The sequence below is a fragment of the Micromonospora sp. DT4 genome (assembly GCF_049841675.1).
Classification (GTDB): Bacteria; Actinomycetota; Actinomycetes; order Mycobacteriales; family Micromonosporaceae; genus Micromonospora.
Genome location: NZ_JBNCKT010000061.1, coordinates 1 through 20018 on the forward strand (window position 1 = coordinate 1; position 20018 = coordinate 20018).

The window sequence follows — 20018 nt, forward strand, 5'->3', positions numbered from 1 at the left end:
GAGCGCGAAGCCGCCCGACGCATCAACGCCGAACGACTTCTCACTGCGTAGCCGTCCAGTTACCCGACAGTCTCTAAAGGTGACGAGGGAGACCCACGGATCGGCCGAGCCCTGGCAGCCTGTCGAGATCTTGAACACCTACGGCCCCCGGTGATTCGGGAAGGGGCCGCCGGCCACTACAGTCCCAGGCATGCCGGAGATGGTGCAGCCCCAGGTCAAGCTGATCGCATGGACCCAGTTCGCGGCCCCCGACGACGTGCCGTGGTCGACCGACGCCGAGGGCGGCCAGGCGCTCGCCGAGTTCGCCGGCCGGGCCTGCTACCAGTCGTGGAAGAAGCCGAACCCCGCGACGGCCACCAACGCCGGCTACCTCGCCCACATCCTCGAGGTGGGCCACCTGAGCGTGCTGGAGCACGGCTCGGTCACCTTCTACTTCACCGGGGTGTCCCGCTCCTTCACCCACGAGCTGATCCGGCACCGGCACTTCTCGTACTCCCAGCTCTCCCAGCGGTACGTCCCGGAACGGGACGCGGCCATGGTCGAGCCGGCGGTCATCGCCGACGACCCGGAGCTGCACAAGAAGTTCGTCGAGGCCGCCGAGGCGAGCGTGCGGGCGTACACCGAGTTGTTGGAGGGTCTGGAGCAGCGCTTCTCCGACGAGCCGAACCCGACGCTGCGCCGCAAGCAGGCACGGCAGGCGGCCCGCGCGGTGCTGCCCAACGCCACCGAGACCCGGATCGTGGTCAGCGGCAACTACCGGGCCTGGCGGCACTTCATCGCGATGCGGGCCACCGAGCACGCCGACGTGGAGATCCGCGAGCTGGCCGTGGAGTGCTTGCGGCAGCTCCAGGGTGTGGCCCCGAACGTGTTCGCCGACTTCGTGATCTCCACGCTGCCGGACGGCACCGAGGTGGCGGCCAGCCCGCACGAGGCGTCCTGAGCCCTTCCCCGGCGGGCTCCGGCTGGTCGTCCGCTAGGTTGGAGGGTATGACGCAGGACCACCCCGACGCCGCAGCCCGGCCGGTGTCCCGCCCCTTCGGGCGGGTGCTCACGGCCATGGTGAGCCCGTTCACCGCCGACGGCTCACTTGACCTCGACGGCGCCGCCCGACTGGCGAGCTACCTGGTCGACGAACAGGGCAACGACGCGCTGGTGGTCAACGGCACCACCGGCGAGTCGCCGACGACCACCGATGCGGAGAAGGAACGCCTGACCCGGACGGTGGTCGAGGCTGTCGGTGACCGGGCCCGGGTCGTGGCCGGGGTCGGCACCAACGACACCCGGCACACCATCGAGCTGGCCGCCGCCGCGGAGAAGGCCGGCGCGCACGGTCTGCTGGTGGTCACCCCGTACTACAACAAGCCGCCGCAGAGCGGCCTGCTGCGGCACTTCACCGCCGTGGCCGACGCCAGCGGACTGCCGGTGATGCTGTACGACATCCCGCACCGCTCCGGCGTGCCGATCGACACCGAGACACTGGTCCGGCTCGCCGACCACGGCCGCATTGTCGCGGTCAAGGACGCCAAGGGCGACCTGACCGCCACCAGCTGGGTGACCAGCCGGACCGGCCTCGCCTACTACAGCGGCGAGGACGCGCTCACTCTGCCGGCGTTGGCCGTCGGATGCGTGGGCGTGGTCGGCACCTCCACGCACTTCACCGGGGCGCTGACCGCACAAATGATCGAGGCGTACGACGCGGGGGACATGCCCACCGCGCTGGCCCTGCACCGGCGGCTGCTGCCGCTGTTCACCGGCATCTTCCGTACCCAGGGCACCATCCTGGTGAAGGCGGGCCTGGCATCGCTGGGCCTGCCGGCCGGCCCGGTGCGACCCCCGCTCGTGGACGCCACCGACGACGAGATCGCCCAGCTGCGCGCGGACTTCGCGGCAGCGGGCCTGGAGCTACCCAAATGATCGAACGACACGACGGGCGCCGGGTGACGGCGTCTCAGATTGAGGTGGACGCGTGACCGAGGCGCACATCGAGGCGGAACTACCCCCGCCGCTGCCGGAAGGTGGCCTGCGGATCATCCCGCTCGGCGGGCTCGGCGCCATCGGTCGGAACATGACCGTCTTCGAGTACGACGGCAAGTTGCTGATCGTCGACTGCGGGGTACTCTTCCCCGACGTCGAGCAGCCGGGCGTGGACCTGATCCTGCCCGACTTCGGCCCGATCCTGGACCGGCTGGCCGACGTCCAGGCGATCGTGCTCACCCACGGTCACGAGGACCACATCGGCGCGGTGCCGTACCTGCTGGCCCACAAGCCCGACATCCCGCTGGTCGGCTCCCAGTTCACCCTGGCCCTGGTCGAGGCGAAGCTGGCCGAGCGGCGGATCCAGCCGTACACGCTGACCGTGCGCGAGGGCGGCCGGGAGCGGCTCGGGCCGTTCGAGTGCGAGTTCTTCGCGGTCAACCACTCGATCCCGGACGCCCTCGCGGTGGCCATCCGTACCCCGGCCGGTCTGGTGCTGCATACCGGCGACTTCAAGATGGACCAGCTTCCGCTGGACGGTCGGATCACCGACCTGGCCGGCTTCGCGCGGCTCGGCGCCGAGGGTGTCGACCTGCTGCTGTCCGACTCGACCAACGCGGAGATCCCCGGCTTCGTCACCCCGGAGCGGGAGATCGGGCCGGTGCTCGACTCGATCTTCGCGAAGGCCAAGGGCCGGATCATCGTGGCCTCGTTCGCCTCGCACGTGCACCGCGTGCAGCAGGTCTTCGACTCCGCCATCGAGCACGGCCGCAAGGTCGCGTTGATCGGCCGGTCCATGGTCCGCAACATGGGCATCGCCCGTGACCTGGGCCTGCTCAACATCCCGGCCGGCCTGGTCATCAGCATCGACGAGGCGACCACGCTTCCGCCGGAGCAGATCGTGCTGATGTCCACCGGGTCGCAGGGTGAGCCGATGAGCGCGCTGGGCCGGATGGCCAGCGGCGACCACCGGCACATCACCATCGCCCCCGGCGACACCGTCGTGCTGGCGTCGTCGCTGGTGCCGGGCAACGAGACCTCGGTCTACCGCGTGATCAACCGGCTCGCCCGCGCCGGCGCGGTGGTCGTGCACAAGGACGTGGCCAAGGTGCACGTCTCCGGGCACGCCCCCGCCGGGGAGCTGCTCTACCTGCTTAACGTGGTCCGGCCCAGCAACCTGATGCCGGTTCACGGCGAGTGGCGTCACCTGCGCGCCCACGCCCGGCTCGGCATCGAATCCGGGGTCGCCGCCGACCGGGTGGTGATCTGCGAGGACGGCGACGTGGTCGACCTGGTCGAGGGCCGCGCCAGCCTCGTCGGGCACGTGAAGAGCCGGTACGTCTACGTCGACGGCCTCGCCGTCGGCGACGTCAGCGAGTCGCTGCTCACCGAGCGGCGCATCCTCGGTGACGGCGGGTTCATCGCCACCACCGTGGTCGTCGACTCGGTCACCGGCAAGGTGGTCGCCGGCCCCACGCTGTCCGCGAAGGGCTTCTCCGAGGACCCGGAGGCGTTCAACCCGGTGATCCCTCTGGTCACCGAGGCGCTCAACCGCGCCGCCTCGGACGGCATCACCGACCCGCACCAGCTCCAGCAGATCGTCCGCCGGACCGTGGGGCGGTGGGTCAACGACGCGTACCGTCGTCGCCCGATGATCGTTCCCACCGTCGTCGAGGTCTGATACACGCGTGACCGGGCCGGCCGCCGACCTCCCCCGTGGAGGTCGGTGACCGGCCCGGAGCCTGTTCCGGCTCAGCCCCGCAACAGGCGGCGCCGCAGCACCAGCAACCCGGCGCCCGAGGGCCAGCAGCGCCACCCCGACGAGGGCGTACGCGCCGTCCGACGGTCCGGTACGGGGGAGCTGCGCCGCCGCAACCATCTGCCCCGCAGCGAATCAGGGCAGCGCGGCGACCGCTTCGGCGTAGGCGACGCCGGTGGCGATGGCGGCGTCCACCAGCACCGTTACCTGCTCCGGGGCCACCCCGTACGTCAGGTCGGTGGCCACGTCGCCGGCCAGCACCAGCTCTGCACCGAGGTCGTGCGCGTACGCCTTGGGTAGCAGCCGGTCGTGGTTCCATGCGTTGCAGAAGGCGTAGACCTCGGCGCGGCGGGTCGCCGGCAGCCGGCGGGCGGCCATGGCGCGGGCGTGCAGCACCTCGCCGCGTTCGCCGGCCCGCCGGAACTGGATCACCACGTCGCCCCACCGGCCGACCACGGTGGCGCTCTCGTCGATGACGTACCCGTCCCCGCGTCGGTCCAGCGCGCCAATGATCATGTCGATGGTCAGCGTCGCCAGCTCGTCCCCGTCGCCGGTGTCGGGCACGGAATCGTCGTCGGCGGGCTCGTCGTCGGTGGGCAGGGGCACCGGCGCCGCCACGGGGCGCTCGGCCAGCCACGCGGCCATCCGGCCCAGGTGGTGGCCGGAGCCGTTCCGGGCGTCGAAGCTGCCGGCCAGCTCGTTGGCCGTCGAGAGCAGCAGGGCGCCGAGGGTGGCGACGTCCAGGTCGGTGGCCGGTCGTCCGCCGTACGCCGGTCGGGGCACCGTGCGTACGCCGAGGCCAGCCTCGACGGCCAGCGTGCAGACCAGCGCACCAGCGGCGGCGAACTCCATCGCGGCGAGGTCGTCGGTGGGCTGGTCCAGTCGGGGTAGCTGCTCGGCCAGGATGGCCAGTCCGCGGTCCAGGTGTCCGCCCAGGGCGCAGAACCGCAGGTGCGCGGCGAGGTACGGGAATGCCGCGCGTTCGCGCCGGTGCCGTCGGTACGCCCGTACGTGCGCCGCAGCGGCCCGTTCCGGCTCGCCGAGGCGCAGCTCGGGCAGCATCCCGGCCACGAGCGCCCGCTCGGGCTGGTCGGTGCAGTCGGCCACGTCGTCGGCGGCCTCGGCCAGTTCGGCCAGCGCGGCCCGCCACTCACCCCAGCCGGCGAGCAGTTCCGCACGGCGGGCCGGGGCGCAGCCCGGACACCCACCGGACGGCCCACCGGCCGTGCCGGTCCACCGCTGGTACCAGTGCCGGGCGGTGGGTTCGTCCCCCAGGTGGTCGGCCACCCGGCAGCGCAGCTCGGCGACGGTCGGCGCGTCCGGACCCTCCGCCCCGAACCGGTGGGCCAGGTCGTCCAGGAGGGACCGGGTCTGGTCCAGGCCCACCCGGGGAGTGCCGAGCAGCGCCTCCACGGCGTACCGCTGAAGGCGCAGCAGTAGCTGGCCTTCCTCGTCGGTGAGCAGTTCGGGCCGGTAGTCGGCGGCGGCGCGGCACCGGCGTACCGGTTCGACCAGACGCCACCGTTCGCCGTGCAGCAGGTACGCCTCGATGAGCGCGAACCGGGCGTCCAGGGCGGACCGGAGGTCCCCGGCGGCGTCGGCCCGCTCGGCGAGGCGTTCGAGTACGAGCAGCTGGTCCGGCCCGTCGGGCAGGTCCCGTGCGTCGGCGAGCGCGTTCGACAGCGCCGGATCGCGGTGCACGGTCATGCCGGCACCGCGCCGGGCAGCCGACCGACGGCGATGGCGAGCTGGCAGCCGGTCGTGATGCCACAGTCGAGCAGTTGGTCGAGCTGGTGCGGGGTGACGCCACGTTCCAGGTCGGTGATCACCTCGCCGTGGATCCGGGCCCGACCGGCGTCGTCGACGTGCACGAACGCCTTGGGCCAGAGCCGGTCGTGGTTCCACGTGTTGCAGAAGGCGTACAGGGCGGGCACCTGCTCGATTCCGAAGGTGGGCGCGACCATCGTGCGGACCTGAAGCACCTCGCCGGCCGCGCCGAGGCGCAGGAACCAGATCAGGTTGTCGTCGAAGCGGCCCACGAGGTCACCATCGGGTGCGCGGCCGACCGGCCGGCCGCGCGCGGCGAGCACCGCCGCGACCAGCTCGCCGGTCAGCGGGCGTAACGCACCCGGGTGCCCGGCCAGCGGATCGTCCTCGAGTCCCGGCGACGCCATCGGGCATCCCTTCTGAGGCGGATATCACGGCCGGCGGCGGGGTCCGTGCTGCGACGCGCGGACACGACCCGGAAAAGCGGCGATCTGCCCGGCCCCACCGTTACCGTGACTCTATGGCGGGCCGTACCTCTCAGGCGAGCCGGCGACGCGGCGCGTCGCCGCGCGGTGGCACCAACAGCCGTGCCCGTCAACCGGCGAAGAAGACCCGGGCACCGGTACGGCGGCGCACCACACCCGCCCGCCCGGGGCCGGCCGTCTACGTTGGCCGCGCGATCGGTGCACTGTGGTTGGGGTTGGCCCACGGAATGGGTTGGGCGGTGCGGGCCGCCGGCCGGCAGGCCGCCTCCGCCCGCGACCTCGATCCCGAGCACCGCCGCGACGGGGCCGGGCTGCTGCTGTTCGGGTTGGCCCTGCTCAGCGCCGTAGCACTGTGGTTCTCCGGCGCCGGCCCGGTGGGCGCGCGCCTGGCCGACACGGTCCGGCTGTTCCTCGGGGCGATCTCCGTGGTGGTGCCGGTGCTGCTGATGATCGGGGCGTGGCGGCTCATGCGCCAGCCGGCCGACCCCGAGCACCGGGGCCGCGGGCTGATCGGGTGGGGATCGCTGCTGGTGTCGACCGCCGCGCTGCTCCAGATCGGTCAGGACCCGGTCGACACCGTGCAACGTGACTACGCCGGTGGCCTGGTGGGCGCCGGCGTGGGCGGGTTGCTGGAGCGGGCCGTCACCGCCTGGGTGGCCGTACCCCTGCTGGTCCTGCTGTTGCTCTTCGGCCTGCTCGTGGTCACCGCGACGCCGATCAACAAGATTCCCGAGCGGCTGGGCCTGCTCGCCGGAAGCCTGGTCGCGACGCCGGACCCCGGCGTCGCCGAGGAGGTCGACGAGACGGCCCTCCGCCCGGCGCGCAAGCGACCGGCGAAGCGGATGCCCCCACCACTGGACCCGGACGACTTCGACGACCTGGAGGGCGCCGACCTCCAGGAGACAATGGCTCTGCCGCGCAAGGCCCCGGCGAAGGTGCCGGCCAGCCGCAAGCCGGCCGAGCCGCCGGAGCACTCGCCCGCGCCCACCCGCGCGGAGCAGCTCGCGTTGACCGGCCTGTCCGGCGACTACACCCTGCCCCCGGCCAACATGCTCAGCGCCGGTGCCGCCGCGAAGACCCGCAGCAAGGCGAACGACGAGGTGATCGCCGCGCTGACCGGCGTGTTCGATCAGTTCGACGTGGACGCCGCGGTCACCGGCTTCACCCGTGGCCCGACGGTCACCCGCTACGAGGTGGAGCTGGGCCACGGCGTCAAGGTCGAGCGGATCACCCAGCTCTCCCGCAACATCGCGTACGCGGTGAAGTCGCCGGACGTACGGATCCTCAGCCCGATCCCGGGCAAGAGCGCGGTCGGCGTGGAGATCCCGAACACCGACCCGGAGAACGTGGCCCTCGGCGACGTGCTGCGTTCGCGGGCGGCGACGAGCGACCACCACCCGATGGTGGTGGCGCTCGGCAAGGACATCGAGGGTGGCTACGTGGTGGCCAACCTCGCCAAGATGCCGCACATCCTCATCGCCGGCGCCACCGGCGCGGGCAAGTCGAGCTGCCTGAATACCCTGCTGGTGTCCATCCTCACCCGGGCCACGCCGGACGAGGTGCGGCTGCTGCTGATCGACCCGAAGCGGGTCGAGATGACCGGCTACGAGGGCATCCCGCACCTGGTCACGCCGATCGTCACGAACGCCAAGAAGGCGGCCGACTCGCTGGACTGGGTCGTGCGCGAGATGGACATGCGCTACGACGACCTCGCGGCCAACGGGGTCCGGCACATCGACGACTTCAACCGCAAGGTCCGCAACGGCGAGATCAAGGCGCCGCCGGGCAGCGAGCGCGAGATGCGCCCGTACCCGTACCTGCTGGTGATCGTCGACGAGTTGGCCGACCTGATGATGGTCGCGCCCCGCGACGTGGAGGACTCGGTCGTCCGGATCACCCAGCTGGCCCGGGCCGCCGGCATCCACCTGGTGCTGGCCACCCAGCGTCCGTCGGTCGACGTGGTGACCGGTCTGATCAAGGCGAACGTGCCGTCCCGGCTGGCGTTCGCCACGTCGTCCCTCGCGGACTCGCGGGTCATCCTGGACCAGCCCGGCGCGGAGAAGCTGCTCGGCCGCGGTGACGGGCTCTTCCTGCCGATGGGCGCCTCGAAGCCGGTCCGCATCCAGGGCGCCTGGGTCACCGAGCGCGAGATCGCCGACGTGGTGAAGTTCTGCAAGGACCAGCGTGAGCCGGAGTTCCGCCCGGACGTGCTGGCCCCCGCCCAGGACAACAAGAAGAAGATCGACGAGGACATCGGCGACGACCTCGACCTGCTGGTGCAGGCCGTGGAGTTGGTGGTCAGCTCACAGTTCGGCTCGACCTCGATGCTCCAGCGCAAGCTGCGGGTCGGTTTCGCGAAGGCGGGCCGGCTCATGGATCTCATGGAGACCCGTGGCGTGGTCGGGCCGTCCGAGGGGTCGAAGGCGCGCGACGTGCTGGTCAAGCCGGACGAGCTGGAGGATGTCCTGTCCGGCCTGCGCGGCGACGTGGACTGACGCCCGGGCGGGAACGCCCGGGTCCGGCCCGCTGACAGCGACGGGCCCGCTGACAGCGACGGGCCCGCCGGAAGCCGGCGGGCCTGTGGAAGCAGAACGCTCAGTTGTTGATCAGCGCGCCGATGATCACAAGGCTGATGATCGCGGCGACGACGCTGGCCGCCGCGGCGTACCAGCCCAGCGGCTTGTCGCCCAGGACGGCGCCGACGACGCCGGCGATCACGCCGAGCACACCGAAGATGATCGGGTTGAGCAACAGGGCGAGCACCGCGAAGACGAAGCCCACGATGGTGAGGATGCGGGCGGCGTTGCTGCGCGGGCGGGCGGTGGTGGGAACGTCGGCCATATCTGCCTCCGGGTGAGAGCCTGTCGTGACGCATCGATAACTACCCACTGTGGGCGCTGGTCACGCTCACGTCTTCAGTGGCAGATCTTCAGGCCGACCACGCCGGTGACCACCAGAAGCAGGCAGAACACCATTCACCTCACGGGACGAGTCGTGTCGTGTCTGCACATGACCGGGCGTCTTGGCCTGACCGGGTACGCCCACCGCTCGTCCGGAGTGGTCACCACGTCGGGCGCCACCGTGGCCGACGCTAGCACCGGCCGGAGGTCCCGCGCGGTGACTCCGGCCACCACGCATTGACCTCTACTTTGCTTCAACTTGCAGTATGGCGGGCATGGCCCTGCTCTATGCCGACCCCGAGGTCGCCGCCACCCTGGACGCCGCCACCACCGTCGACGCCATGCGGGCCGCCCTGGTGGCCGCGTACGAGGGGCGGTTGGTCGCCCCACCCCGGGCCGCCGCCCCGCTCGCCGGAGGGCGGATGGTGCTCACCGCCGGGCACCTGGTCGGCGAGTGGTACGGCTACCGCTCGTACGACACGTTCGGCCACCCCCGGGGCGAGCAACTCGTCGTGCTGCACGACGCCGACACCGGCGCGGTCCGGGCCGTCGCCGTCGGCGAGGAGCTGGGCTCCCGTCGTACCGGTGGACTGGGCGGCGTCGCGGTCGACGCGCTGGCCCGGCCGGACGCGGCGACCCTGGGCGTGATCGGCTCGGGTCGGCAGGCATGGACCCAGGTGTGGGCCGCCGCGGCCGTCCGCCCGCTGCGCGAGGTGGTGGTGCACAGCCGCTCGGCGGCCCGCAGGGACGCCTTCGCCGCCCGGGTACGCGCCGAGCTGGGCGTGCCGGCCCGCGCGGTCACCGACCCCGGCGCGGCCGTCACCGGGCGGGACGTCGTGGTGCTCGCCACCACCAGCCCCACGCCGGTGCTGCGCGCCGCCGATGTGAGCCCCGGCACGCACGTCAACACGGTCGGCTTCAAGCAGGACGGCCGCAGCGAGTTCGGCACCGACCTGCTCGACGCCGCCGACCTGCTGGTCACCGACTCACCGGCCCAGGCGGCGGACTACCAGCCGCCGATGCTCGCGGCCCTGCCCCCGTACGCCGGGCGGTTGCGGGACCTGGGCGGCATACTGGCGGGCGCGGTCCCCGGCCGGAGCGCGGCGGACCAGGTCTCCGTCTTCTGCTGCACGGGCCTGGCCGGCACGGAGGTCTTCCTGCTCGACGCGCTGACCCGGGCGACCGCCGTGAGCCGTTGACCGTCAGGTGCCCGGCGCTCGCGTGCGGAGTGATCCGGCCGACCGGCGTGCCCGCATGCGTGGGCTACCGCGACCGGCCCGGTACCCTCGGATGGTGTCTGCCACCTCTCCTTCTCCTTCCGACCACGCCGAGGGCCGTCGCGTCGCCCTGCTCACCCTGGGCTGCGCCCGCAACGAGGTCGACTCGGAGGAGCTGGCCGCCCGGCTGCACGCCGACGGCTGGCAGGTGAGCACCGACGGCGAGGGCGCCGACGTGGTCGTCGTCAACACCTGCGGCTTCGTGGAGAAGGCCAAGCAGGACTCGATCCAGACCCTGCTCGCCGCCGCCGGGACGGGCGCCAAGGTGGTGGCCGCCGGCTGCATGGCCGAGCGGTACGGCCGGGAGCTGGCCGACAGCCTGCCCGAGGCGCAGGCGGTGCTGAGCTTCGACGACTACCCGGACATTGCGGCCCGGCTCAACGCCGTCGTCGCCGGGGAGCAGGTCACCGCCCACACCCCGCGTGACCGCCGCGAGCTGCTGCCGCTCACGCCGGTGAAGCGTCGTGACACCGCCGTCTCCCTGCCCGGGCACGGCACGGTGACGCGCACCGCCGTCGATACTGACGAGCACACCCCGGCGCACCTGCGCCAGGTGCTGCGCCGCCGGCTGGACACCGGCCCGGTCGCCTCGCTGAAGCTCGCCAGCGGCTGCGACCGCCGCTGCGCGTTCTGTGCCATCCCCGCGTTCCGTGGGGCCTTCGTCTCGCGTACGCCGGACGAGCTGCTCGCCGAGGCCGAGTGGCTGGCCAAGACCGGCGTACGGGAGCTGGTGCTGGTCAGCGAGAACTCCACCTCGTACGGCAAGGACCTGGGCGACCCCCGTGCGTTGGAGAAGTTGCTGCCGCAGCTCGCCGCGGTGTCCGGCATCGTCCGGGTGCGGGTGAGCTACCTCCAACCGGCCGAGACGCGGCCCGGTCTGGTCGAGGCGATCGCCGGCACGCCCGGCGTGGCCCCGTACTTCGACCTGTCGTTCCAGCACTCCAGCGAGCCGGTGCTGCGCCGGATGCGGCGTTTCGGCTCCACCGACCGGTTCCTGGAGCTGCTGGCCAGTGCCCGGGCGCTGGCACCGGAGGCGGGCGCGCGGAGCAACTTCATCGTCGGCTTCCCCGGCGAGACCCGCGCCGACGTCGCCGAGCTGACCCGGTTCCTGACCGAGGCCCGCCTCGACGCGATCGGCATGTTCGACTACAGCGACGAGGACGGGACGGAGGCGGCCGGCCTGCCCGGCAAGGTCTCCGCCGCGACGATCAAGCGGCGCTACGACCGCCTGAGCGCGCTCGCCGATGAGCTCTGCTCCCAGCGGGCCGAGGATCGGCTCGGCTCGACCGTCGAGGTGCTCGTCGACGCGATCGTCGACGGCGTTGTCGAGGGCCGGGCCGCGCACCAGGCGCCGGAGGTGGACGGATCGACCACCCTGATCGCGCCGACCGACGGCGGGGTCGACCTGGCCGCGCTGCGCCCGGGTGACCTGGTGCGGGCCACGGTGACCGGCACCGAAGGGGTGGATCTGCTCGCGGTGCCGGATGAGATGATCTCGGCGGCGCCCGGCGCGGCACGGTGACGGCGGGCCCGGACGGAGCGGGGGAGCCAGGTGGTGCGGTGCCGGGAACGCCACGGCGGCCCGAGCGGAGCGAGGCGGTGACCGGGGCGACGGAGTCGACGCCGGCCCGGGTGGTCGCGCGGGTTCCCGTCCTCAACGCGGCCAACGCGCTGACCGCCCTGCGGCTGGTGCTGGTTCCGGTCTTCGCCGCGTCCGTGATCGTGTCGGGGATGACCCACGCGGGTTGGCGGATGGCGGCCTGCCTGATCTTCGCGGTGGCCTCGGCGACCGACCTGGTGGACGGCTGGATCGCCCGGCGGTTCGGGCTGGTCACCTCGGTCGGCAAGGTGGCCGACCCGATCGCCGACAAGGCGCTCACGGGCGCGGCCCTGGTGCTGCTCTCCTGGTACGACCGGCTGCCCTGGTGGGTGACGGCGCTGATTCTCGTCCGTGAGCTGGGCATCACCGGCCTGCGGTTCTGGGTGATCCGGCACGGCGTGATCGCGGCCAGCCGCGGCGGCAAGATCAAGACTGCGCTCCAGATCCTGGCCATCGCCTGGTACCTCTGGCCGATGCCGGCCGTCCTCGTCGCCGTCGGCCCCTGGATCATGGGCGCCGCCGTTCTGGTCACGGTGGCGACCGGCTTCGACTACATAGCCCAGGCCCTGCGCCTCCGCCACCCCCGCCAACCCTGACCACCCTTGGCGGGCCCCCGCCTCGGTCGCGGTGATCATGAAGTTGTTGCCGCTCGGGCCGGCGTGTCGTGTCGACAACTTCATGATCAACGGGGTTGGGTCCGGGAGGGTTGGGGGTCGGCGGGTGGGGAAGGACGAGATCATGCAGCGGGAAGAGAACGCGGCGGGTAGCGCGGCGGCGGGCGTCGTACACAGCCTGTCCCAGCGGCACGAGACCCTGGCCACCGTCGAGTCGCTCACCGGCGGGCTGCTGGCCGCGTCGATCGTGGAGATCGCCGGGGTCAGTGGGATCTACCGGGGTGGGCTGGTCGTCTACGCCACCGAACTGAAGGCCACGCTGGCCGGCGTACCGGCCGATCTGCTGGCCGTACGCGGACCGGTCGACCCCGACGTGGCGGCGGCGCTCGCCGAGGGCGGTCGGCAGCGCTGCGGCGCGGACTGGGGCCTCGCCACCACCGGGGTCGCCGGCCCGGAGCCGCAGGACGGCAAGCCCGTCGGCCTGGTCTACGTGGCGGTCGCCGGCCCGACCGGTGCCGAGGTCCGCCAACTCGACCTCGACGGCGGGCGGGACCACGTACGCTCGGCCGCCGTGCTCGAGGCACTACGGCTGCTCGCCGAACGCATCCGCGCCGCCGAAGAGGCCGCGCTAGAGAGCTTGGAGCCGGCCGGCGGAGCCACACGAGAGGGCTTGGACGCGGCCGGCGGAGCCACACGAGAGGGCTTGGACGCGGCCGGCGGAGCCACACGAGAGGGCGGGGAGGCTGCCGGCGGGGTCACCCGGGACGGTGGGGAGACGACGGGCCGCGACGCCCGGGACGGGCTGGGGACGGCTGGCGCGTGGCGTCGGTGAGCCATCCCGCCAGGATCCGACGGGCGGGGTGGGATGTCGCCGGGGCCCGCAGCGGGTACGGTTGCGGGAAGGCTCCGACGCTTGGAGCCGGCGCGTTCCGCCGCGGCCGGCTTCCCGACGGCGGGCGTGAGGTATCCCTCAGGGGGAGGTGCGATGGTCCTGCTACGCCGGGTGATCGGTGACGCACTGCGGGCGCGCCGGCAGGGACAGCAGCGCACACTGCGTGAGGTGTCCACCGCCGCCAATGTCAGCCTCGGTTACCTCTCGGAGATCGAGCGGGGGCACAAGGAGCCGTCCAGTGAGCTGCTCGCGGCGATCTGCGACGCGCTCGGCGCCCGCCTCTCCGAACTCCTACGCGAGGTGAGCGACACCGTGGCGCTCGCCGAACAGATGCCCGCCGGAGTGCTCGTCGGCATGCAGGACGAGCCGGCCGAGGCCGCGCCCGTCGGCGCGCCGGCCGCCGTCCGCAAGGCCGCCAACCGGGGTGTCCGCCAGGTCACCTCCGACGGCAAGGTCGCCGTGTCGGTCCGCCAGGACTCCCCGCTGCGGGCCACGCTGCGCAGCACGCGGGTCCGTCCCACCGAGCGCGACCGGGACGTGGTCTGCGCGGCCTGAGCTCCGTCCAGCGGTTGACCATGGGCGAGGTGGCTCCCGCCGCGTAGGGTTGCCCGCAGGAGCCGACGGTGCCCGTCGAGCACCCGGTACGGATGCCCCGCTGGCGTTCGGCTGGGACGATGGAGATCGGCCGGGTCGCGGTCGGTCGGCGCAATCCGGCCCGACCGTGGTGGAGCGACGCTACTGAGGGGATACCGCGGAGATGGCGAACCCGTTCGTCAAGGGCTGGAACTACCTGATGGCGCTCTTCGGTGCCAAAATCGACGAGCACGCCGATCCCAAGGTGCAGATTCAGCAGGCCATCGAGGATGCCCAGCGGCAGCACCAGGCGCTGGTCCAGCAGGCCGCGGCCGTCATCGGCAACCAGCGTCAGCTGGAGATGAAGCTGTCCCGGCAGATGTCCGAGGTCGAGCGGCTCCAGGGCAACGCCCGGCAGGCGCTGGTGCTGTCCGACCAGGCCCGCGCCAAGGGCGACGAGGCCGAGGCGGCGCGGTTCGAGCAGTCCGCGCAGGCCCTGGCCACCCAGCTGGTCTCCGCCGAGCAGGCCACCGAGGACCTGAAGACCCTGCACGACCAGGCGCTCGGCGCGGCCGCGCAGGCCCGCCGCGCCGTCGAGAACAACTCGATGATCCTCCAGCAGAAGCTCGCCGAGCGCACCAAGCTGCTCAGCCAGCTGGAGCAGGCCAAGATGCAGGAGACCGTGGCCCGCTCGTTGGAGTCGATGTCGACGATGACCGCCCCCGGCACGACGCCGTCCCTGGACGAGGTGCGGGACCGCATCGAGCGGCGGTACGCCAACGCGATGGGCCGTGCCGAGCTGGCCGGCAACTCCGTCGAGGGTCGGATGCTGGAGATCCAGAAGGCGACCATCGACTCGGCGGGCTCGGCCCGGCTGGAGCAGATTCGGTCCAGCATGGCCGGGGAGCAGCTCGGCGGCACGGCGCAGCGCCCGGCGGTGCCGCAGGCCGAGAAGGCGGGTCCGGGCAGCGACCCGGCCGCCGCCGCCCGCCTGGACGAGCTGCGCGCCAGCATGGCCCGCGAACGGGGCACCGGCGACCCGACCGCGGCCGGCTGAACGCGGCGCTCGACCCGTGGGCGCGGCTGGACCGTGCCTCGCTCACCCTGGCCGGAATGGCGCCCCGGCTCACCGGGCTGGCCGAGCCGGCCGTGCTGGAGGCTGCTGCCACCGACCTGCTGCACGGCGTGGCCTCGGCCCTGGCCGAGCTGCGCGCCGGCGGTGCCGGCCTGCGCGCCCCCACCCGCTGAGCGCGCGCCGCCCACCCGTCACGGTGGCGTCGTGACCGGGATCGGACCGGTGTACGGCGAACTGCCCACGACATTGAACGACCGTATCCGGTAGTGGTAGGTCACGTTCCGGGCCAGACCCGTGTTGGTGAAGCCGCGACCGGTCACCGTGAAGGTCGCCACCTCCTGGGCGAACGCCGGGTCCAGCGCCCGCTGCACGATGAACCCCGACCCCGGGCCGGCAGGCGTGTCCGCCGTCCAACCCAAGACCACCGTGGCGGTGTCCAGCCCCGGCGCGCTCGCGGTGGCGCTCACCTCGCTCGGGATGCCCGGCGCGGGCGGGGTGCTCGCCGCGGCCACCGTCGACCACGCGGAGGCGGCGCCCAGGTACGTGGTGCGGACCCGGTAGTAGTACGTGGTGTCCGGGGCGGCCGTGGTGTCGAGGTGGTTGTCGCCGACCCCGATCGCGGTGGTGCCGGGCCCGCTGGTGAAGGTCGGATTGGTGGCCCGCTGCACGTCGATGCCGGTGGCGAAGGACCGGTTCGTCCAGCGCAGCGCCACCCGCAGCGGAGCGGCGGGCGGGATCGCCGCGATCAGTCCGCCCGGCGCGGCGAGGTGCACCGAGGCGGGCACGCTGTTCGACCAGGACGAGTAGCTCACCTCGTTCTCCGCCCGGATCCGGTAGTGGTAGGTGACTCCGGGGGTGACCGTCGCGTCGGTGTAGCGGGTCGCGGTGGCAGCGACGGTGATCGTGGTGATGTCGCCGCCGAAGGACCCGTCGGTGGCCCGTTGCAGCAGGTGGCTGGTAGCGGGTGGGCGTCCACCATTGCCGGTCCAGGCCAGGGCGATCGCCGGCAGCGCGGTGGCCGAGCCGGGCACCGGCGTGGCCGTCAGCCCGGTGGGCGCGCGCGGCGTCACCCGCAGCACCAGCGGCCGGCTCATCCCCAGGTCGCGGTGGCCGGCGAGCTGGCTGTGCCAGCGGTACTCCCAACCCAGGTTGACCATCTGGTTGACCACCACGGCCGGTCCCCCGTCGGTCGGGCTGACCGGCGTCGACCCGGTCCGCGAACCGGCCGGCCGACCGGGGTCGAGTAGCCGGACGCTGTCACCCAGCTTGAACGGCAGGGCCGGGGCGATCGGGCGGAGCGCCACCACCACGTCCTCCCGTGGGTTGACCCGGACGATCTGCTTCCAGCCCAGCTCCGCCGGGTGCGGGGGGCGCTGCGTGCCGTCCCAGCCGACCCGGTTGACGATCTGCACGTCGCAGCCGCCGAAGCGCAGCGGCTCGGTCTGCCGGACATTGCCGCTGATCCGCCAGAGCTGCGTGCCGTCCGTCGCCGCGCCGACCGGCGTGGCCGGATCGGCGGCGAACAGCACCTCGGTCACCGGGTCGGTCGGCCCGAGCGGCAGGGTCGCCGGCGTGAGTGGCCCGGTGTGCGGGTGACCGACCCCGAGTCGCCCGGCCAGTCGGCCGTGACCGGGCTCGAAGACCTGCTGCGCGGCCTTGACCTCGATCGGCAGGGTCACCGGGCCGGCGCCGGCCGGCGGCGTGAACGTCACCGCGTCGGCGTACGCCGAGATGACTGTCTGGGCCGGGGTCCGGCTGCCGAACGCCGGATCGTACGCCGGCTGCGGCACGATCGGTGGGCGCTGGCTGGCCGCGTACGCCGAGGGTAGCCGCTCCCGCAGCCGGTCCAGGTCGTACGGGGGTTCGGGCGTGCCGGTCACCTGGAACTGGAGCAGGGTGCGGGTGTTCGGGCCGTACCCCGGCTCGGTGGGCGGCGGGCCGCCCTCGGCCGTGCGGTCCGGCGCGTCGGTGTGCTGGTCGTAGCGCGGGTCGAAGCCGGGCAGCGGCGCCGGGGCGTCGTTGTAGAGGATCAGCGTGCTGCCCGGCGGCACGCTGGAGAAGTCGACGAGTACGTCGGCCCCCTCGCCCGGGGCCAGCAGCAGCGTGTGGCCGTCGATGTTCAGCACGGTCGGGTCGAGCCGGTCGTAGCGGTAGCCGACCGGCTGGTTCGGCAGCACCACCGGGGCGGGCAGCAGCCCAGCCTCGTTGCCGATCTGGACGAACTCCGGGCCGGCGGCCCGTGGGTCCGGCACTCCGCCGTCGCGCCCGTCGCTGGGCCAACCGGCCGGTCGCTCTGCCGAGCGCACGGCGGGCACCATCGGCACCTCCCCGGCGTCCGCGTCAACCAGGCCGCCGTCATCGGCCCACATCGGCGCGTCCGAGCAGGCCCGGTAGAGCTGAAGGTTGAGGCTGCGGTCCAGGCAGGCGTTGAGGATGCGCAGGCGGTACACCGCGGGGCGCACCCGAAGGTACGGGTACGCGACCCCGTTGACCAGCGGGGTGTCGCCGTACGCCGCCGGCACCGCGGACGGGTGCGGCACGCCGGGACGCAGCGGCGGCTCGGCGCTGCCGCCGACCGGATCGTGGTGCGGGTTCGGCACCGGACCCGGGCCGGTCAGCGGTGCCTCGCCGGCGATCCGCTCGGCCATCGGCCAACCGTCCACCATGGGTCCGCTGTCGGCCCGGCAGCCGTCCGGCGCCGGGCTGCGCGACCAGGGGCCGTAGTCCCACCGGCCGGTGGGGTTGCGTCCGCCGGACCGGTACGGGTTCTGCCGGGGCTGGTAGACGTGGGGGTGCCACAGGCTGCCCCGGGCGCCCCAGCGCTCCCGGTCCCAGGTCGGGTCCTCGGCGGCCAGTTGGGTGTCGTCCGGTACGAAGGTCTTGTCCTCGATCACCAGGGGCACCTGGTCGGCCGGCAGCACCCCGTCGGCGACGAGTTGGTCCTCGACCGGGTCGGTGAGCAGGTACGGCGCGAGCTGCCCACCGTAGACGGTGAGCCGGGCCAGCCCGAGGGTGTTGTCGTGGAACCACAGCAGTCGGCCGCTCTGCTCGTTGGGGAAGTAGAGGGTGGTGGCGCCCGCGCCGGGCGGGGGCATGTCCGGCACGGGCGTCAGGCCGACACCCGTCGGGTACGGGGTGATCTCCCCGGCCGGCGTGATCCAGTGCCCCGGGTTGCCCGCGCTGGTCCACCCGGTCTGCGCCCCTGCCAGGTGCAGCACCGCCCGGTTCTGCGGGTACGGCGCGGGGCCGTCCAGCGGCCCGATTCCGGCCCCCTCCACCGTCTCGTCGACCGGCAGGAACAGTTCGCCGGCCCGGCCGGTGGGGAGCTGGTTGATGAACTTCACCCGGACCGGTCGGCCCCGCCGGGCGCGGATCATCGGGCCGAGGTGCCAGGGCCGCTCCGGTGGCGGCACCGTGTTGTGGCCCGCCGCGTCGGTGCCCAGGTTGAGCTGCCGGTAGCCGCGCAGCCGGGTGGCCGGCAGGTCCCGGTGCAGGCGTTGGGCGTACTCCTGGAGCCCGATCTCGTAGTAGTCGCAGCCCGGGTAGCTGATCGTGTCGGGCACCGCCACCGGCAGCGCCTTCTCGCCCGGCACGGGCAGCGCGTCGACGAACTTGCGCAGGCCGGTGCCCGGCACCAGCCGGCCGCCGGAATCACGTCTCGGGCGGGGGCTGTGGGCGACGTTCGGCACCGGCCCGAAGCAGCGTGGCTCGGCGGACGGGTCCAGGCTCGTCGTGGGGGTGGCCTCCTCGGCGGTACGCGCGGTCGGGACGGATGCCGTCCGACCGAGCCCGTCAGGGGCGGGCCGGTAGAAGAAGGTGGAGCGGAGCCTGCGGAAGATCGCCATGACTCTCCCCGGGTCGGGGCACGAGGAACGCCACCCCGGCGGGGCGGTCCTCGGCACTCTGCTGACAGGCGGTGAGCACCCAACCGCAGCATGCGACGTCGAGGGCCGGTTAGGAATTACCCAATCGTCCGTATCTGCGCTGACCCGCCGACGCGAGCGCGGCATCGCCCCGTCGGCGGTCGGCGGGGGCCGCTCAGGCCGGCGGCGGGGTCGCCGGCTGCTCCGGCTGGCAGACCGGGCACCAGTAGGTGACCCGTTGGCCCAGCTCCTCCTTGCCGATGGCGGCGCCACAGCGGCGACACGGCTGGGCGCGGCGGCCGTACACGTAGCTGGTCTGCCCCCGGTGCAGCGAGCCGGTGGTGCTCTGCGTCCAGCGTCCACGGTTGGCGGCCAGCAACCGCTGCGCGAGCGCGACCATGCCCGGCAGATCGGGCACCGCGCCGACGGGTGTCCACGGCGACACGCCCCGCAGGAACAGCACCTCGCACTTGTAGAGATTGCCCAGCCAGGTCGACAAAGATTTTAAAACACATGATGGCCAGGGCCGAGCGACGCAAGGAGCGCCGAAGATGAAGAACGTGATCGTTGCCCTGGCTGTGGCGCTGGTCGTCGGTGTCGCGTTCGTCCTCGGTGCCGCCGCGACGCTCGGCCTCACCTGGGACCCGCGATGCTCGGTGATCATCGCGCTCGCTGCGGTGTGGATCCCGCAGACGCTCATCAGAGCGAACCGCTACCGCCGGCGCTGAACAGTTCGCCCCCCGGAACGGAGGTTGCAGCCTCCGCCCGGGGACTTGATCAGGAAGTGGACTACACGTCGGGGCTGAAGATCGAGGTCACCATCACCGCGACCGGGCACCGTACCGACCTGTTCGCAGTAACTTGCTCGGGGTGGTCGGTGCTCTCACGTCCTTGCCGCGCCGGTGGTCTTCCATGTGCGCCTTGAGCGCCGCCTGCCAGGCTCTCTGACCCGCTTCGTCGGCCGGACCGCCAGACCAGCGGTGCGACTGGTCGCTGTGGTGCAAGCCCTCGTTGCCCTTGTGGATGCTGCCCACGGCGGGTCACCGCGTCCAGGCGATGAACCGCTCATGCAGGTCGGCCGGGTCGGCGTCGGGGAGTTCGGTGGTGGCCAGCCGTGGCACCCGGAAGTCGGACCCGGTCAGCCGCGCGCCAGCGAGCGCGCGGTGCAGCACGCGGGCCGTGTTCCAGACGGTGTCACCTTCGGGCACGGTGCCATCCTCCCTCTATCGAGCAAGATTC

The 20018-nt window shown here is 72.9% G+C and carries 15 protein-coding genes, 3 pseudogenes and 1 riboswitch; of the genes and pseudogenes, 12 read left to right on the plus strand and 6 right to left on the minus strand.

Translation table 11 applies throughout. The annotated features are described in order from the left end of the window. Positions 1-199 precede the first annotated feature (199 nt). Genes thyX through ACLQ24_RS17965 form a run of 3 tightly spaced genes read left to right on the plus strand, consistent with a single transcriptional unit; the run spans position 200 to position 3655 of the window. Positions 200-940 (plus strand): FAD-dependent thymidylate synthase, encoded by a 741-nt coding sequence (gene thyX, locus ACLQ24_RS17955; protein WP_124816891.1) that lies wholly within the window; start codon positions 200-202, stop codon positions 938-940. Between the two features lie 47 nt (positions 941-987). Then, positions 988-1914, plus strand: a complete 927-nt coding sequence (dapA, locus tag ACLQ24_RS17960; protein WP_425892879.1) for a 4-hydroxy-tetrahydrodipicolinate synthase — start codon at positions 988-990, stop codon at positions 1912-1914. Between the two features lie 52 nt (positions 1915-1966). Next, the gene (locus ACLQ24_RS17965) at positions 1967-3655 is read left to right on the plus strand and encodes a ribonuclease J (RefSeq protein ID WP_425892880.1); all 1689 of its coding nucleotides are present in this window, start codon (positions 1967-1969) and stop codon (positions 3653-3655) included. A gap of 213 nt (positions 3656-3868) precedes the next feature. On the opposite strand, the gene ACLQ24_RS17970 is transcribed toward ACLQ24_RS17965, so the two are convergent. Together ACLQ24_RS17970 and ACLQ24_RS17975 are read right to left on the minus strand one after the other, a co-directional pair. Then, entirely contained in the window at positions 3869-5440 is a 1572-nt protein-coding gene (locus tag ACLQ24_RS17970) for a YbjN domain-containing protein (RefSeq protein ID WP_425892881.1), read from the minus strand. Continuing rightward, the gene (locus ACLQ24_RS17975) at positions 5437-5907 is read right to left on the minus strand and encodes a YbjN domain-containing protein (RefSeq protein ID WP_425892882.1); all 471 of its coding nucleotides are present in this window, start codon (positions 5905-5907) and stop codon (positions 5437-5439) included. Before ACLQ24_RS17975 ends, ACLQ24_RS17970 begins: the two co-directional genes overlap by 4 nt. Positions 5908-6020: 113 nt before the next feature. On the opposite strand from ACLQ24_RS17975, the gene ACLQ24_RS17980 reads away from it, so the two are divergent. After that, positions 6021-8480 carry a DNA translocase FtsK gene (locus ACLQ24_RS17980; RefSeq protein ID WP_425892883.1) on the plus strand — a complete coding sequence of 820 codons (2460 nt, stop codon included), beginning with the start codon at positions 6021-6023 and terminating at the stop codon, positions 8478-8480. Positions 8481-8580: 100 nt separating this feature from the next. On the opposite strand, the gene ACLQ24_RS17985 is transcribed toward ACLQ24_RS17980, so the two are convergent. Next, positions 8581-8826: a hypothetical protein gene (locus ACLQ24_RS17985; protein WP_393048681.1), complete on the minus strand. Its 246-nt coding sequence runs from the start codon at positions 8824-8826 to the stop codon at positions 8581-8583. A 171-nt stretch (positions 8827-8997) separates the two neighbouring features. Beyond that, positions 8998-9058: riboswitch (guanidine-III (ykkC-III) riboswitch) on the minus strand. A 102-nt stretch (positions 9059-9160) separates the two neighbouring features. Here ACLQ24_RS17985 and ACLQ24_RS17990 point away from each other — a divergent pair. From ACLQ24_RS17990 to ACLQ24_RS18020, 7 genes and pseudogenes are all read left to right on the plus strand, one after another. Beyond that, positions 9161-10084: an ornithine cyclodeaminase family protein gene (locus ACLQ24_RS17990; RefSeq protein WP_425892884.1), complete on the plus strand. Its 924-nt coding sequence runs from the start codon at positions 9161-9163 to the stop codon at positions 10082-10084. Between the two features lie 91 nt (positions 10085-10175). Then, positions 10176-11684 carry a 30S ribosomal protein S12 methylthiotransferase RimO gene (gene rimO, locus ACLQ24_RS17995; RefSeq protein WP_425892885.1) on the plus strand — a complete coding sequence of 503 codons (1509 nt, stop codon included), beginning with the start codon at positions 10176-10178 and terminating at the stop codon, positions 11682-11684. Between the two features lie 77 nt (positions 11685-11761). Beyond that, positions 11762-12358 (plus strand): CDP-diacylglycerol--glycerol-3-phosphate 3-phosphatidyltransferase, encoded by a 597-nt coding sequence (pgsA, locus tag ACLQ24_RS18000; RefSeq protein WP_425892886.1) that lies wholly within the window; start codon positions 11762-11764, stop codon positions 12356-12358. A 142-nt stretch (positions 12359-12500) separates the two neighbouring features. Next, positions 12501-12992 (plus strand): annotated as a pseudogene (locus tag ACLQ24_RS18005) (CinA family protein); the annotation flags it as partial. A 369-nt stretch (positions 12993-13361) separates the two neighbouring features. Next, positions 13362-13823, plus strand: a complete 462-nt coding sequence (locus ACLQ24_RS18010) for a helix-turn-helix domain-containing protein (protein WP_425892887.1) — start codon at positions 13362-13364, stop codon at positions 13821-13823. Between the two features lie 202 nt (positions 13824-14025). Then, positions 14026-14898 (plus strand): PspA/IM30 family protein, encoded by an 873-nt coding sequence (locus ACLQ24_RS18015; protein WP_425892888.1) that lies wholly within the window; start codon positions 14026-14028, stop codon positions 14896-14898. 56 nt (positions 14899-14954) lie between these two features. Next, a complete protein-coding gene (locus tag ACLQ24_RS18020; protein WP_425892889.1) occupies positions 14955-15089 on the plus strand; it encodes a hypothetical protein in 135 nt (44 codons plus the stop codon). An 18-nt stretch (positions 15090-15107) separates the two neighbouring features. On the opposite strand, the gene ACLQ24_RS18025 is transcribed toward ACLQ24_RS18020, so the two are convergent. Both ACLQ24_RS18025 and ACLQ24_RS18030 read right to left on the minus strand, forming a co-directional pair. Beyond that, the gene (locus ACLQ24_RS18025) at positions 15108-18761 is read right to left on the minus strand and encodes a hypothetical protein (protein WP_425892890.1); all 3654 of its coding nucleotides are present in this window, start codon (positions 18759-18761) and stop codon (positions 15108-15110) included. Positions 18762-18954: 193 nt separating this feature from the next. Next, positions 18955-19266, minus strand: a pseudogene (locus ACLQ24_RS18030) (zinc finger domain-containing protein); the annotation flags it as partial. Positions 19267-19330: 64 nt separating this feature from the next. On the opposite strand from ACLQ24_RS18030, the gene ACLQ24_RS18035 reads away from it, so the two are divergent. After that, positions 19331-19507, plus strand: a complete 177-nt coding sequence (locus ACLQ24_RS18035) for a hypothetical protein (RefSeq protein WP_425892891.1) — start codon at positions 19331-19333, stop codon at positions 19505-19507. A gap of 366 nt (positions 19508-19873) precedes the next feature. On the opposite strand, the pseudogene ACLQ24_RS18040 reads toward ACLQ24_RS18035, so the two are convergent. Further along, a pseudogene (locus tag ACLQ24_RS18040) lies at positions 19874-19987 on the minus strand (Fpg/Nei family DNA glycosylase); the annotation flags it as partial. Between the last annotated feature and the right edge of the window lie 31 nt (positions 19988-20018).

Bases quoted from the DNA above. Each gene is read 5' to 3' on its own strand.
- thyX (WP_124816891.1), top strand. From the start codon at position 200: ATGGTGCAGCCCCAGGTCAAGCTGATCGCATGGACCCAGTTCGCGGCC.
- dapA (WP_425892879.1), top strand. From the start codon at position 988: ATGACGCAGGACCACCCCGACGCCGCAGCCCGGCCGGTGTCCCGCCCC.
- ACLQ24_RS17970 (WP_425892881.1), bottom strand. From the start codon at position 5,440: ATGACCGTGCACCGCGATCCGGCGCTGTCGAACGCGCTCGCCGACGCA.
- ACLQ24_RS17975 (WP_425892882.1), bottom strand. From the start codon at position 5,907: ATGGCGTCGCCGGGACTCGAGGACGATCCGCTGGCCGGGCACCCGGGT.
- ACLQ24_RS17980 (WP_425892883.1), top strand. From the start codon at position 6,021: ATGGCGGGCCGTACCTCTCAGGCGAGCCGGCGACGCGGCGCGTCGCCG.
- ACLQ24_RS17985 (WP_393048681.1), bottom strand. From the start codon at position 8,826: ATGGCCGACGTTCCCACCACCGCCCGCCCGCGCAGCAACGCCGCCCGC.
- ACLQ24_RS17990 (WP_425892884.1), top strand. From the start codon at position 9,161: ATGGCCCTGCTCTATGCCGACCCCGAGGTCGCCGCCACCCTGGACGCC.
- rimO (WP_425892885.1), top strand. From the start codon at position 10,176: ATGGTGTCTGCCACCTCTCCTTCTCCTTCCGACCACGCCGAGGGCCGT.
- ACLQ24_RS18010 (WP_425892887.1), top strand. From the start codon at position 13,362: ATGGTCCTGCTACGCCGGGTGATCGGTGACGCACTGCGGGCGCGCCGG.
- ACLQ24_RS18015 (WP_425892888.1), top strand. From the start codon at position 14,026: ATGGCGAACCCGTTCGTCAAGGGCTGGAACTACCTGATGGCGCTCTTC.
- ACLQ24_RS18020 (WP_425892889.1), top strand. From the start codon at position 14,955: ATGGCGCCCCGGCTCACCGGGCTGGCCGAGCCGGCCGTGCTGGAGGCT.
- ACLQ24_RS18025 (WP_425892890.1), bottom strand. From the start codon at position 18,761: ATGGCGATCTTCCGCAGGCTCCGCTCCACCTTCTTCTACCGGCCCGCC.
- ACLQ24_RS18035 (WP_425892891.1), top strand. From the start codon at position 19,331: ATGAAGAACGTGATCGTTGCCCTGGCTGTGGCGCTGGTCGTCGGTGTC.